Below are 14,884 nucleotides of genomic sequence, written 5' to 3' on the forward strand. Positions count from 1 at the left end.
TCTTCATAAAATAAAGATTGAATAATCACACTTAATGTTATTTAAATAACAAAACAAGAGCGCTACGACCTGCCTGGTCGTGCCGCAACAAGGTGAGATAGCAATGGGCAAGATCGCAGTCATCGGCAGCAACATGGTGGATTTGATTACTTACATCGACCGCATGCCGGATCAGGGCGAAACCCTGGAAGCGCCGGGCTTTGCCTTGGGGTGCGGCGGCAAAGGCGCCAACCAGGCGGTGGCGGCGGCCAAGCTTGGCGCGGATGTGCTGATGCTGAGTAAGGTCGGTGACGACATGTTCGCCGACAACACCCTGGCCAACTTCCAGCGTTTTGGCATCGACACCCGTTATGTGCAGCGGGTGCCGGGCGTCTCCAGCGGCGTGGCGCCGATTTTCGTGCGGGCCGATTCCCATAACAGCATTTTGATCGTCAAAGGCGCGAACGCGCATTTGTTGCCGGCGGATATCGAGGCAGCGGCTGCCGACCTGCGTGAATGCACGCTGATCGTGCTGCAACTGGAGATCAACCTGGACACGGTCTACTACGCCATCGAATTCGCCCGCCGCCATGGCATTGCAGTGCTGCTTAATCCGGCACCGGCCCTGGCCGACTTGAGCGCCGAGCACCTGGCGCAGTTGGATTTCCTGATTCCCAACGAATCGGAGCTGGCGTTGATCGCAGGCAAAGTCGTGGACTCGCCGGACTCGGCCCGCAGCGCCGCACAGTCACTGGTCGCCCGCGGTATTCGCCACGTGATCGTCACCCTCGGCGAGCACGGCGCGCTTTACGTGGGCGCGGAGGGCGAGTTCCAGGTGCCTGGCCAGCGGGTAGTTGCCCGTGACACCACCGGCGCCGGTGACGCCTTTATCGGTTGTTTCATCCAGCACTGGAGCCGCGACGGCGCTATTCGCCAAGCCATGGAGCAGGCAGTGGCATATTCGGCCTGTTCGGTCACAGCGCTGGGTACGCAGACCTCCTATCCCGACGCCGAAGCGTTCGCCCGTTTCCAGCAACAGCGGTAATACATTCAACCCAGCCCGGAGAACAATAATGAACAAACCTGCGCTGCAACAGACACCCGATGGCTTCTATCTGAACCGCACGCCCTGGTTCGCCTTTATCCTGCTGTGCAGCATCTTTGCGCTGTGGGCCGCAGCGGCGAGCATGAACGACGTGTTGATCGCGCACTTCAAGAAAGCCTTTCTGCTCAGCGATTTCCAGACCGCCTTTGTGCAGTCGGCGTTTTACCTGGGGTACTTTTTCGTGGCGATTCCGGCCGCGATGGTGGTGCGCCGCTTGAGCTACAAAAGTACGATTCTGATCGGCCTGTTGCTGTACATGCTGGGCTGCCTGCTGTTCTTCCCAGCCGCGTCCACCGCCAAATACGGCATGTTCCTGCTGGCCCTGTTTGTGATCGCGGCGGGCCTGTCGTTCCTGGAAACCGCGTGCAACACCTATTCAACCCTGATGGGCCCACGGGAAACCGGGACGCGGCGCTTGAACATCTCGCAAACTTTTCACCCGTTCGGCGCCATGGCCGGGGTGTACGTGGGCAGCTTTGTGATGTTCAAGGACACCGATGCCACCACCGAGCAACTGACGCAAATGAGCGCCTCCGAGGCGGCGGTGCAGCAGTTGCAGATGATCCAGTCCACGCTGTTGCCCTACAAGTGGATGATCGCCGTACTGGTGCTGATGTTTATCCTGATCGCCATCACCCGGTTCCCGGCCTGCAAGGGCAATAAGCCCGTCGACAATAAATCCGGCAGCCTGCGCCAAAGCCTGGGCCGACTGTGGCGCAACCCGCGCTTTACCTTTGGTGTACTCGCGCAGTTTCTATACGTGGGCGCGCAGGTTGGTGTGTGGAGTTTCACCATTCGCCTGGCCATGCAAATGGGCGGCATGAATGAGCGCAGCGCGTCGTGGTTTTTGCTGACCACGTTTGCCGCCTACTTTGTCGGCAAGATGATCGCCAACCTGCTGATGCGCCGCCTGCACCCGGCCCGGGTATTGGCGATATATGGCGTGCTGTGCATTGTGCTGCTGGCCTACACCATCCTGGTGCCGAACATTTCCGCGGTGTATGCGGCGGTTGGCGTGAGCATTTTTCTCGGCCCGTGCTGGCCGACCATCTACGGCCTGACCATCGATGGCCTGGGTGAAGACACCGGTGTCGGCGGTTCACTGCTGGTGATGAGCATTGTCGGCGGCGGGGTGATTCCGATCTTCCAGGGCCTGTTGTCTGACGCCAGCGGTGGCAACATGCAGTTGGCCTACAGCGTGCCGTTGCTGTGCTTTATCGTGATCGTGATGTATGCGCTCAAGTGTATGCGCCAGTCGGACAGCGTGCCGTCGGGTGCCGCGGCGGTGGCCTCATGAACGCGCGTATCCCGCTGTATCCGGTGCTGTTCAGCGAGCAGGAAAAGGTCCTGCTGCAATCCGACGACTTCAAGGTCAGTGCCTGGGTTTACCCGTCCGGCGTGTTGGCCGTGAGCCTGGAGAACAGCCGTGGACGCCTGGTGGTGTTGCCTTATCAGGGACAGATGATCTGGTCAGCGGTGTTCGACGGTTGCGACCTGACCATGACTAACCTCTTCGAGCAGCCAAGGCCCAGCCCGACGATAATCGACACTTACGGCTGCTTCATGTTTCACAGTGGCTTGCTGCGCAACGGCTGCCCGGCGCCGGATGACACCCATGCCTTGCACGGCGAAATGCCCTGCGCGCCCATGGACACGGCCTGGCTGGAAACGGGCGAGGGCGTCGTGCGCCTGGGTGGCACCTACCAATATGCCAAGGGCTTTGGCGATCGCTACAGGGCAACCCCAAGCGTGACACTACGCGCCGATTCGGCCCTGTTCGATATCGACCTGGACGTCACCAATCTGGCCGGCAAGCCCATGGAACTGATGTATATGGCCCACATGAATTACGCCTATGTGGCCGGCGCGCAGTTTGTCGAGCCACTGGGGATGCAGCGCTTGCGCCTGCGCACCAGCGTGCCGGACCACGTTAAACCAACGCCGGACTGGAGCGCGTATATGGCGCAACTGGCCGAGCATCCGGCGCAGTTGGCGTGTCTCGATACACCGGCGTTATACGACCCTGAAATCGTGTTTTTCTTCGACGATGTGGGCGCAGATGCCACTGGCCATGCGCATTTTCTGCTGGACCACCCCAATGGTGCGGCGTTTTACACCCGTTATCGACCCAAGGAGTTCGAGCACGCCGCACGCTGGATCCTGCACTCGCCGGACCAGCAAGTGGCGGCGTTCGTACTGCCGTCAACCTGTGAACCCGAAGGTTATGCCGCCGAAAAAGCCAAAGGCCACGTGCGGGTACTGGCGCCCGGGGCCAGCGCTTCGTTCAGCGTGACCACCGGCTATTTGAATGCGCGGGAGCGCCAGATGTTGTTGGGTTAAACCAGCAATTGCGCGCCGCTGGCCTGGAGGGCGTCTTTGTAGGCTGGGGGGATTTTCTTGTCACTGACCACGTAGTGGAAGTCTGCAAGGCTGGCAAAGTGCGCCGTGCGCACCGTGTCGAACTTGCTGAAGTCCGCCAGCAATACACGCTGTTGGGCTTGGCGCAGGACTTTTTGCTTGACCTCGACTTCATTGAAATTGAAGCAGGTCACGCCAAATTCCTGGCTGACGCCCGCCGCCGTCACAAAGGCCCACGTGAGACGCACGCTGTCGAGAATGCTGCTTTCGGCGCTGCTTTCAAACACCTGGTTCTTGCGGTGAAAGGTGCCACCGCACAACACGATATGGCAGTTGGGCTTGTTCTGCAGCTTGAGCAGCACGTTCAACGAGCTGCACACCGCCGTGAATTCCAGCTCGTCGGGAATGAAATCAATCACAAACGGCGAGGTGGTGCCGCAGTCGAAAAATACCGTGTCACCGGGCTGTATCAATCGCGCAGCGAGTTTGCCGATGCGGCGTTTTTCTTCGACGTGACGCGTGCCTTGGTCGGCGACCCGGTAATCACCGGCCTCACTGCCGACCCGTGTGATGTAGCCACCGAGCAGGCGCAAATGCTCGCTGAAGTGGCTGAGGTCGCGACGCAGGGTCATCTCGGAAACATCCAGCAGCGCCGCCATTTCCCGCAGGTGAATGGCGCTTTGGTCCTGCAGGGCTTGCTGGATAAGCTTGAGTCGCTCGGCTTTTTTACTGTCCACGGGCATTCCAGGGCTTGATTGTTTGTGTTAATTAAGTAACATTAATTGTTAATATTGTAACGCTTAATGTGAGCGCCACAACACGCGGCACACCACCATTGGCAACATACAGGCAAGGGCACGTTATATGAATACGCTTCAACCCGCAGCATTGGCCAAGTACATCGATCACACCTTGCTGGCCCCCGATGCGACCCGTGAACAGATTCGCACCCTGTGCGAGGAAGCGCAGGCGCACGGCTTTTATTCCGTATGCCTGAACTCGGGGCAGGTGCCTTACGCGGCGTCCTGCCTGAGCGACAATCGCGTGGTGATCTGTGCGGTGGTGGGCTTCCCGCTGGGCGCCGGCCTGAGCGACACCAAGGCCTTCGAAGCCGAACGGGCGATAGCCGCCGGGGCAGGGGAGATCGACATGGTGCTCAATATCGGCTGGCTGAAGGACGGCCTGCTTGAGGCCGTGCGTGAAGATATTGCCTTGGTGCACAAAGCCTGCGGCGCCGTGCCGTTGAAGGTGATCCTGGAAACCTGCCTGCTCAGCGACGAACAGAAGGTCCAGGCCTGCGAAATCTGCCGGGATTTGGGGGTGGCCTTCGTCAAGACGTCCACGGGGTTCAGCCGCAGTGGTGCCACGCTTGAAGACGTGGCCTTGATGCGCAAGACAGTAGGCACTGGCGTTGGGGTCAAGGCGTCCGGCGGCGTACGTGATTATGCGACGGCGGTGAAGATGATTCAGGCCGGGGCTACGCGCTTGGGCAGCAGCTCGGGGGTTGCGATTGTGGGTGTGGATATGGCGGCGGTGGGTAGTTACTGAAGACTGTTTATATAACTCAACTAAATATACATTTAGTTGAGTTATATCTAACGGATATAAAAAAGGAGGAGGCTAGTTCACCCGTGTAGGAACAACCTCCTAAAAAACCTCAGCTATAAGGCTAGGGCGCGTTCTTGTCATCATCGCCAAAGGTGACGTTCTTATGCACAAAGTAGCCCACGACCCCCCAGCGCGTGTCGTCGTCTCGAAAAATGACTTTCTCTTTGACGTTGGTGGTGGCAAATGTCGAGGCAAACTCGATCACTGCGTAGCGTCCTGCAGGCGCATCGGGCAGATCAACAATAAAGCCAATGCTCTCGGGTTTTCGCGCCTGTAACGAACCCAGTCCGAGACGCAACGTTTTGAGCCCGGCCACCCACGCAAGCTCAGAGGTTTTCGCTTGCATAACCGGGCTCGCGGCTGCCCAGGTCTTAGCAGGTTCGCCGGCATCAAGCAGCATGAGAAACGCAGAGGCGCTGTCGAATACCTGGTGTTGCTGCTGCAGGGTTCCGGGATCGGAGGCCACGACCTTGGGCGATGGTTTGTTGAGGCTCACATCGCAACCGCCAAGCAACGCAGCGGCGAGCAATACGGCGGCATAGAGCTTCATGCAGATCTTCCTTGAGCACAGGTGGCGTTGGGACGAGTAAAGATCATGCGTAAAGGCGTTGCCATGTGGTGCTTTAAAAAGATGAGGTTGAGGCGCTTAAGCAGTCGAGTGGCAGCGATGAGTGAGAAGGTGAAAAACCTGGAGTAGCTGATTCCAAATCTGACGCGTACTGCTCCTGATTACGCAACATCGTGTTACGCATAATGTATATTATGTTAAACGAGATGCTATGTCAGATATGTTCATAAGCTACGTAAGTCACTGATTCGACCAATTCGTATTTGACGTCTACTCTCTCAACGGGCCATGTCCATAGTGTTCATGACGATTCCTTGAATGAGGTGGCTGTCGATGAAACTGATTCAGTGCAGGTTCTCTTCAGGTCAACGACTACCGCTGCTTGTACAAGCTGGTGATGCGGCGCCGTTGCCCATACTCATTCCGTTCATCTACGTCCAACTCAAACTCAGGCACCTATGGTTACTTGTCTGCCCCAGATGGTGGAGGGATCCGCCATGGGGCCTCACTTAGCGAGCATGAGGAGCTAACCATGGGTGAGGCTCGTCTGTTCTGCGACCTGTCACGAAGCTTCATCACATTCCTGTTGCACGAGCATACTCGTCTGGTGGGAAAAAATTCTAATCGGAAAATCAATCCTGGGAGTCTTCAGCAGACAAGTCAGAGGCCCCTTATGAACATAAATCTGTGAACATTAGACTCCATAGACCGTACGAAATCTCAATAGTGATGAAGGACTTTGCTCTCAGTCAGGGTATCGACGGCGCCCTTGCAGGTACGGCGGTAAGCCAGCGGTCGCCTCACCCAGCTTGCTGAAACGCCAGTTCGATGTCTTGGAGTCCAATAAGGTTTGGGTCACTGACATCACCTACATTCGTACGGATGAAGGCTGGCTGTATTTGGCAGTGGTCCTGGATCTGTTTTCTCGTCAGGTCGTTGGCTGTTCAATGAAGTCGCAGATGACCAGTGATTTGGCCATTGATGCGTTATTGATGGCGGTTTGGAGGCGAAAACCGAAACAGGAGGTGATGGTTCACTCCGACCAAGGCAGCCAGTACAGCAGCTCCGATTGGCGCAGTTTTTTGAAAGCGAACAATTTGGTTGCCAGTATGAGTCGCCGAGGCAACTGTCATGACAACGCCGTGACCGAGAGCTTTTTCCAGCTTCTGAAACGGGAACGGATCAAGCGGAAAATCTACACCTCGCGGCAAGATGCTCGTAGTGATGTGTTTGATTACATCGAGATGTTCTACAACGCAAAACGCCGCCATAGTTTCAACAATCAGTTGTCACCGGTAGAGTTTGAAAAGCGTTACGCAATGAGTTTGCAAGGTGTCTAGAGAATCCGGGGCGATTCAGACATCGCCCACTTGTTAAACCAGATATTGTGAAGGAAACCTGTCACTCGACCCCTGATGTGTCTGTAAGGAAGCGGTGTACGGGGTGCTGATTTTTCCATTTTGGCCGTTGATACTGATCCATGCAAAAATCAGGTGAGGATAAGATCGGCATGACACGGGCATTAGGCTTCCAGTGCCCCTTAATAGCCATGAGGCCCTCCTCACAAGCTCAATGACAAGTTCAGACGGGCTGTCGAGAGAATGAGCTCAGCCTCACTTCAGCGCGCTGGTCAACACATTGACGACTATCCTGTCCTTCTTCTCGGTTACCTTGCCTATAAAACCTTTGGCTCCGAGAGCCTTGATGAAACGCCGATTTACGTCAGAGTTCAGTACTGTGAATTTACGATCCTTCTCAGCAAACCTGTTGAACCCGTCCTCGTCGAGATTTTTGAGGATGCCGGCCGTGTGAGACCACTCCACTCCCTTTGTTGCCACGATCTGTAAGAACGCTTCAATACGACGTTTCGAAGGTGTCGTGTTGTCGCTTGAAACGTACCAGAGCATTGTGGTGCACGTAGCCGGATAGGTGACCTGGTGTTGATTTCCAATCTCACAGGTTCTAGCAATCTCGGCGCGCGCCCCAGCGTGCTCCTTCACCGAATCGGCGCTGACCGCGCTCCAGAGATCAACCTTCTCCCTGATCGAAACCCTATCGCTCTTGGTGACTCCGATCAGAACGTCCAAATCAGCAGCAACGGGATCAAAATCTTTCGCTGCCTTATCCCATCGTCTTGTCAGATAGGCCGCGACAGACGACGGGGCATTATCTGTGACGCAAGCCAGCACCTTTTGATCATAGGGGAGATAGTCCAGCGTAACGAGCGTCTGCCAACGGGTCGTCGTCATGGGCACCGACAACACTGACGTGTGTTTAAGGACTGTTTCTGAAAGAATAACGCGCAGAGATGCATCATCGAAACGAATGTCCGACAGCAACGTTTTTTGGAGGTCGTTAGCATGATCCGAGGTTTCGTCCCACAGGACACTCTTCAACTCATCTCGATGCCTTGCCAAGAAGTCTAGAAACGCCAAAGTAGCTTCAGCGTGCGTTGGTTCATCGTGAACAGGATCAACGGCGAGATACTCACCAGCTTCGGTGTACCAGGCCCAATCGAAAAACGTAAATACCGATTTCTTGGACGCCAAAACGGAGTCACCCCCCAAAATTTTTGCCCATAAAATCTCAGGCACCGCCTGTAGGGATTCAAAGATTGTTTCTGTTCTCTCCAGCAATGAGAACATCAGGCCTTCATTCTTAGAGATACTCTGAAGAAGCCAGGTCAGGGATGACGATGTCTCTGGCAGCATCCCTTGCTGGGTAAGGAGCTCCCTAATGAAAGATGAAGGATCGCGTAAAATCAGTCGATCCAGGCCTGTGATGGACAGTTCGTTCAGGGACTGATAAGTGATGGGTAAGTCGGGCTTACGCTCCGGATTGAGAGTCATCTGGATCAGGCTCAGCATCTGAATATTGAGCTTGATATATCCTAGGTCTATCAAGGCTTGAAGGGAGTCAGGGGAGTGATCTGCACCCAAGCTATGAAACTCCACAGGATGTTGTGAAAAATACTGCCACCCTTCTGTTTCGCTGCGAAGCCCAGGAATGAGCAATGTGACATCTTCAAGCGATTCAAGCAAAGGCACAAAGCTCGCGTCAGGATCGCCTTCGATATCCTCAATTTCATCTGCATTGAGTGAAGACAGAATACCGCGTAGAAGCTTTTGACGATTTTGCGGGCCAGAGAGCTGCTCACTCTTGGTCAACAAGGCTTGGTAGAGAATCCCTTGGTGATGATAGATAGCACGCACCAGCCCTGGAAGGGATTCGCTATCCAAAAGCCCATTGACAACCTGTGCGACACGGTCAAGATGATCGATGCTGCCCCCAAGTATCGACTCCAGCTCTGAATGTTTTTTGCCAATACCCTTCAGTTTATCAGGGCAGCAAAGGTATCCGACGAGTGCAACCAGTAAGCCTCTCCCTGCTGCCAAATCGGAGTGTGATAGCTTTGAAAGTACTAGCTCAGCGTTTACCAGTGGGCTATCAACAGTAGGTGACTTGCCCGCACGCAAATCCAGGATGAGGTTCATGTCCTCCATACCCAACGCGCCCGCATAAAAATAACCGATGTACGCGGTGTAATCGGTGCCAAAAAAGCCAGCTCTGACCAAGTAGCTCATTGCTTTCATGGAGGCGAAGTGTGTGACTACCCTCTCATTGAAGCTGGTGTGAGCCAGAGCGCCTTTTAATGGCATTCTCTGAATTTGCTCTTTCTCTTGACTCAACTTGCTAATAGCGGCGGCCAGCGACCCCGAACTGCTGGACAGCAAACTAACTTTTTTCAGATAAGAGGGAGATCCGTAGTTTAAGAGCTCCGAAAGCTTTATTCGCTTGCCGGTTTTATAGAAACGATAATCGTATCTACCTACTGCAATGTCAGCATTACCTTTCGAAATTTTCTCAAAGACTGTGTCGTCAAGGAACTGCAGCATGGTGTAGGAGCCACCGTCTTCCACGTCAAAATTAGGTGCATAATCAGCGCCTGTCAAACTTAGTAAGTCAAACCAAAGATTTTGCCGCAACTCCTTTATATTCTTGGCCACCAGTTCCTTGCGGAGCTTTGCCTCTGCTCTTGCAGTATCTATTTCGGCATCGATCTCAGCAACCCGGCCAACCTTCCATGACTCGAAAAGTTCAAATAATGCGTAAATAGTTCCGGCGCGCCGCAGTAGCGCGGCATACTCCTTAGGGTAAAGATTCCTAATAAATATTATCGACAACAGCTTATTTTTATCCAGATTAATCTCAGACGTTAGCAAGCTGGCATACATATCAAATTCATTGACAATATTCTTCAACAACCTCATATCGTCTATGTAGTAGGAAACGGTTTCCACCAAAATAGGATTCAATCCATGGTAAAGGGTCTCATTTTTTATGTTGCGAACTGAAAGTAGCTCAATCAACTTTTGCTGAGAGTTTTCAAAGTTAACAACTGGAATGACAGGAATGATGATATCAAAAAACTTTGTCTTTTCATTTGAAACAAATAACTCATCACGCAGGGCGTACACAAAAAATATGGGCCTTTTGATCTGCGGGGAGTTCTTAATGATCAAATTGATTTCCCGGAGCCTGAAGAAAACGTCCTGAATACCGAAGCGGTCGAGGTCTTCGATCAAAACCACATCAATGTTGCTTCGTTCAAAGCAGTAGATAATTTCATCTATATTTTTGTGAAGAACTGATCCGTGGTTGGTAGCCTCCAGTTTTCCGCCCTTTACGGTGAGCCCATCTATATTGAACGCTGAGAACAGGCTCGTAGCACGATAAATCAACGAAACTATGCCAACGGTCACTGCGAGAGCGGCCGCCCAGTCTGGAACCCTTAACAGGAGATCTACTAACCAGCTTGGCTCGAATAACCAAATGGTCGTTAGATTTTCTGCGTACAAACGCGCGCCACCAAGCACAACTGCGCTTAGAAACACCGTTGACCAAATGATCGATGATTTCGACGCCTGGACGATTCTCTTCAGACGGGTTTTGGGCAAGTCCTTTGCCTTCACCGTATAAAGCAGTTGCTGAACGATCGTTTCCTCGATCCGGTCCAGCAAGTTTAAATCGCTGGTTGTCTTTGGCTGGCCGGAGGAAACGTCCGTCTTCGCACTTTCATTGCTTTGGAGGGGGGGCACTGCTGCCGGTATTGATACTGATGCAGTTGTAGGTGATGGAGAATCAACCACACCGTCTTTTCCGAAGGTGGCCAGAGACACCCATGCGTAATTGAGCTCTCTATGCTTCTCTACAAACGTTCGAATCAGGCTACTTTTGCCAGCACCGTAATCACCTGTGATCGCAATGTTTCGCACCTGATCGTTCAGCAACGCATGGCGAAGCTCGCTCAGATAACGAGCCGACTGCTCGTCGGTCATGACTACCGGCGTCAATGGCTCGAAAACGTTCGGTTGCGCGTCATCGCTTGCTAGCTTGTGTGTCAGCAGCGCTCTGGACTGGAGCAGGGACGCGCGCCCCACTATCTGCTGAATCTTTGAGCGCACCGCGATGCCAATTCTACCCAACCACTGAGTAACTACTTCCATTCCTGCATCCTTACTGAAGAATCTTGATGGCCACTCGCGGTCAGGATCATAAGTCACAGCGCAGCCCCTGATGTGAAGGTGCTTCGACCTCTCCGACAGCAAAACTGAGAATGCCTGATGATATCGTATAGCCACACGGAGGAGTGAGTTGAAGCTCTTTGCTGATTTATTGGCGGAGCTCAGAGCGCGCCCTGCTTACGCAGCATCACGATCGTAATGCCGTTTGGCTCTCGCATTTTGTAGAACAAGCAAAGAAAGTATGGTGGAGAGGTGCCCCGCAGACCTTTCTGTTCAGGCCACTATCGCGTACTGCCGATAGTGGCCGCCATCTAAGCCAATAGGAACTGAATCGCCCCGGATTCTCTAGAGACCTTCGAGCCTAACAATTGAGGCTGTTGGGAGGTGCCATGAGCGAACAGCTCCGGGACAAACCACACTGCTCAACTCTGAGCCTGCCAAGTTCTGCCAGATTTTCAACCAAGTCCCAAAGCATGTTTTTTTGAACTAGCATCCATTAGCCTCTGGACTGGGACCGTGAGAGGTCGGGGCGGCGAGGCTAGGGATGTCGGGGAAACTGGGTCTATGAACATCAATTGATGAACAGGGGCGTTAATTTCTAGAGCAGTTAGCCAGTAATTTCAGGCTCATGAGCTGCTTATGAACATCTGACATCGCCCACTTGTTAAATTATGTATCACGCACTGGCGACGGTAAGTCAGCACCGCCACGCGCTCAGTTTGCAGCCCGCCCCGATCCAAGGCCGGCCCACGGTTCGCCAAACCCCCACGACGAACCGTATTCCGATTGGGTTACAGCGTATAAGAGATCCCCACTTGCACCGTACGCGACTCCCCAGGGTAAGCGTAGAAGTTCAGGAACGAGCCTTCGTCGTACTCACGGTTGAACAGGTTCTTCACGTCGAGGTTGAGCCTGACCTTTTCGTTGACCTTGTAATAACTGAGCAAGTCGACGACGGTGTAAGCCCCCATCGAGAACGTGCTATTGGCGGTCTGCCCGGCACGTTCGGCTACGTATTTTCCACCTGCGCCGAGGCCAAACCCTTTAAGCGCACCATCCTGAAACTCGTATACGTTGAGCAGGCTGAAGCTACTGCGCGGAATATTCGCCAGCCGTGTTCCGGAGCGCACGGTAGTGTCCCGGGTCACTGCGGCATCCACATAGCCATAGCCGCCGATCATGCGCCACTCGGGCGTCAGATTGCCGGCCACGTTCAGATCGAAGCCGCGGCTGCGGACTTGCCCTGTCGCGACATTGAAGGCCGAGTCAACCGGGTCGACACCCTGGACATTTTTCTTCTCGATCTGATAGATCGCCGCATCGACGCTCAATTGACGGTCCAGCGCTTCCCACTTAACCCCCACTTCGTAGGACTTGCCCTTCTCCGGCTCGAATCCGCCACCTTGACGACTGGCACCCGTGTTGGGCTTGAACGAGCGCGCGGCGTCCGCGTAGATCGCAACCGTGTCAGTGAGGTCATACATTACCCCGATGCGCGGCGTGACGGCGTTGTCGGCGGCGTTCCAGCTCCTGACGCCGGGCACGTAGGATTCGTACTGGTGCTCGAAGCGCTCAAAGCGCGCACCGGCGAGCACCTTTAAACGCTCGGTCAGCGCCACTTGATCCTGGACGAAGGCGGCGTAAGTCTTGAGGTTTTCTTTGTCGTGGGTCGGCGTACGCGTCAGCGCCGGACGTGGCTGGCCATAGACCGGGTTGAAGATATCGATTGGGAAAGCTCCCGCCGCGCCGCTGGAGCGTTGGATGATCGACTTGTAGTCGTAGTTCTCATACTCGATGCCGGTCAGCAACGTGTGATCAAGGCCGCCCGTGGAAAAGCGCCCGGTCAGGTTCAGTTGATAGTCCTGGTCGGTCCAGTCCAGCTTGCGGTAGTTGAAGTTGCGCTGGAGTGTTCGGCCATCGGCGTTGAGGCTGGTGGCATTGTTTGCCTCAACACCATTGCCCTTCATCGTACCGTCCAACCACTGCACACCACCGCCCAGCGTCCAGTTGTCGTTGAGTAGATGCTCGAAGCGCAACTGAGCCATGTTGTTATCGTTGTGCAGGTTACCGGCGTACTTTTCACCCCAGAAGGTCTCACGGGACGGCGTGCCACCCTGGTTGGCGAAGCGGGTCAGGCCTCGATCAAGCGGATGATTGTTACGCATGAAGTCGCCTTCGAAAATCACCTTGGTGTCGTCATTGACCTGCCAGCTCAGTACCGGTGTGACCCCATAGCGTTCGGTTGAGACATGGTCGCGGAAGGTGTCGCCGCCCTCTCCCACCACGTTGAGGCGATAGGCCAGGCGGCCTTGCTCATCCAGCGGGCCGGAGGCATCGAGGGTGCCGCGCTTCATGCCCTGATCATCCACCTGGCTACCCAATGTGACCGTACGTTCAGGCAAAGGCTGTTTGGAGACCACGTTGAAGGTACCGCCGGGATCGCCGCGCCCATAGAGCATCGTCGCTGGCCCGCGAAGTACTTCAAGGCGCTCAATGCTGTTGGCGTCCGGCATGGTGGGGTAGCCCCGGTTAATCGGAAAACCGTTACGGTAGAACTCTGCGGTTGTAAACCCACGCACCGTGAAGCTGGTAAGCCCTTGGCCACCGAAATTGTTCGCTCGGCCGACGCCGCCGGCGTAGTCCAGGGCCTCCTGCAGGCGAGTCGCACCAATGTCCTCGACCACGTCCTTGGGCACTACGGTGATGGACTGTGGCGTCTCATGAATTGAGGTGTCAGTGCGCGTGGCACTGGCAGAGCGTGTGGCGCGATACCCTTTGACAGGCCCCTGAGCCGTCTCGGCGTCTACGTCTCCCGTGACATTGATGGCTTGCAACTCAAGGCTGGCATTTTCGCTGCCGGCCACCTGCGCCCAGGCAACAGGGGCAACCGCCTGAAGTACGCAGAGAGAAATCAGGGTATGACGCATGGATTTTGGACCTAATGGATGAGCGGACGGGAAGGTAAACCTGCCTGGAATTCGGGAGGCATGATATACCAACGGATCTCATTTGCCACTCATTCTCATTTGCAATCTTTCGAGTATCGGCTTTGTATCTCTGCCATCCCAGGGCTGGGATGGCAGCAGCTATTTCTCTAACCTGCTTCGACTGCCTTAAGCACGTCGTAGATCTCGGAAACCACCTGCCCCGTCGCCTGTTCAATCGCCCCTTCATTACGACACAAAACCCACCCCTGTTCGCCCGCCGCTCGCACGAACGCCTGGGTACATTCGACATGCTCCTGCAACGTATGGATCAACGTACTGCCCAACCCGCGCCGTCGCTGCGCGGCCCTCGACCATGAAATATCGGGGTCGGTGATAACGCCCACGTGCAGGTCCGGCACTCGCACGTGTCGGCCCAGGTTTAACTGCAATATGTCTGCGAACGGGACTGTGCGGCGAAACGCGGCATCTGAAGGGTACCAACGGTCTATCAGGATGATGCTGTCGGGTGGTTGTTTAGTCAGCACGTGCCGGGAAATCCACAGCCGGCTATCCGCAAAGCGCTCACACACGCTCCACTCCGAATCATCGGTGGGGTTTCTGGCGTGTGCGTTGACCAGGGCCATGGTCTCAGCCCTGTAGGGATCGCTTTTTCTCTCGCAAAGACGGATCACCTTTTTGTTGTCGGCCCGCAGTGCTTGGGTAACGGCTTCCAACAGCGTGGTTTTACCCGTGCCTTTTGGGCCATCCAGGGAGACAAATAATGGACGATTCATGCTTCACGTAATGATGGATA

The 14,884-nt window shown here is 54.8% G+C and carries 9 protein-coding genes and 1 pseudogene; 5 read left to right on the forward strand and 5 right to left on the reverse strand.

All coding sequences use genetic code 11. The annotated features are described in order from the left end of the window. Positions 1–103 precede the first annotated feature (103 nt). From rbsK to BLV67_RS04700, 3 genes are read left to right on the forward strand one after another with little or no spacing between them, the layout of a single operon-like run. Positions 104–1,024, forward strand: coding sequence for a ribokinase (gene rbsK / locus BLV67_RS04690; protein WP_069787505.1), 921 nt, complete (start codon positions 104–106; stop codon positions 1,022–1,024). A gap of 28 nt (positions 1,025–1,052) precedes the next feature. Beyond that, a complete protein-coding gene (gene fucP, locus BLV67_RS04695; RefSeq protein WP_017135709.1) occupies positions 1,053–2,381 on the forward strand; it encodes an L-fucose:H+ symporter permease in 1,329 nt (442 codons plus the stop codon). Beyond that, a complete protein-coding gene (locus tag BLV67_RS04700) occupies positions 2,378–3,424 on the forward strand; it encodes an aldose 1-epimerase family protein (protein ID WP_069787506.1) in 1,047 nt (348 codons plus the stop codon). Before fucP ends, BLV67_RS04700 begins: the two co-directional genes overlap by 4 nt. Here the strand turns inward: BLV67_RS04700 and deoR are convergent. Further along, on the reverse strand, positions 3,421–4,179 hold the full coding sequence (gene deoR, locus BLV67_RS04705) for a DNA-binding transcriptional repressor DeoR (RefSeq protein WP_069787507.1): 759 nt from the start codon (positions 4,177–4,179) through the stop codon (positions 3,421–3,423). The two genes, BLV67_RS04700 and deoR, sit on opposite strands and share 4 nt — an antisense overlap. 127 nt (positions 4,180–4,306) lie before the next feature. Between deoR and deoC the strand changes: the two genes are divergently transcribed. Beyond that, positions 4,307–4,990 carry a deoxyribose-phosphate aldolase gene (gene deoC / locus BLV67_RS04710; protein WP_069787508.1) on the forward strand — a complete coding sequence of 228 codons (684 nt, stop codon included), beginning with the start codon at positions 4,307–4,309 and terminating at the stop codon, positions 4,988–4,990. A 121-nt stretch (positions 4,991–5,111) separates the two neighbouring features. Here deoC and BLV67_RS04715 read toward each other — a convergent pair whose 3' ends face one another. Continuing rightward, entirely contained in the window at positions 5,112–5,600 is a 489-nt protein-coding gene (locus BLV67_RS04715; RefSeq protein ID WP_069787509.1) for a DUF4019 domain-containing protein, read from the reverse strand. A gap of 728 nt (positions 5,601–6,328) precedes the next feature. Here BLV67_RS04715 and BLV67_RS04720 point away from each other — a divergent pair. Next, positions 6,329–6,958 (forward strand): annotated as a pseudogene (locus BLV67_RS04720) (IS3 family transposase); the annotation flags it as partial. A gap of 273 nt (positions 6,959–7,231) precedes the next feature. Here BLV67_RS04720 and BLV67_RS04725 read toward each other — a convergent pair. The 3 genes from BLV67_RS04725 to BLV67_RS04735 all read right to left on the reverse strand — a co-directional run bounded on the left by BLV67_RS04725 (position 7,232) and on the right by BLV67_RS04735 (position 14,864). Continuing rightward, positions 7,232–11,125: a YobI family P-loop NTPase gene (locus tag BLV67_RS04725; protein ID WP_069787510.1), complete on the reverse strand. Its 3,894-nt coding sequence runs from the start codon at positions 11,123–11,125 to the stop codon at positions 7,232–7,234. Between the two features lie 809 nt (positions 11,126–11,934). Then, positions 11,935–14,070 carry a TonB-dependent siderophore receptor gene (locus BLV67_RS04730; protein ID WP_069787511.1) on the reverse strand — a complete coding sequence of 712 codons (2,136 nt, stop codon included), beginning with the start codon at positions 14,068–14,070 and terminating at the stop codon, positions 11,935–11,937. A 167-nt stretch (positions 14,071–14,237) separates the two neighbouring features. Beyond that, entirely contained in the window at positions 14,238–14,864 is a 627-nt protein-coding gene (locus BLV67_RS04735; protein WP_069787512.1) for a dTMP kinase, read from the reverse strand. Positions 14,865–14,884 lie beyond the last annotated feature (20 nt).

Origin of the sequence: Pseudomonas salomonii, from assembly GCF_900107155.1 — a bacterium.
Taxonomy (GTDB): domain Bacteria; phylum Pseudomonadota; class Gammaproteobacteria; order Pseudomonadales; family Pseudomonadaceae; genus Aquipseudomonas; species Aquipseudomonas salomonii.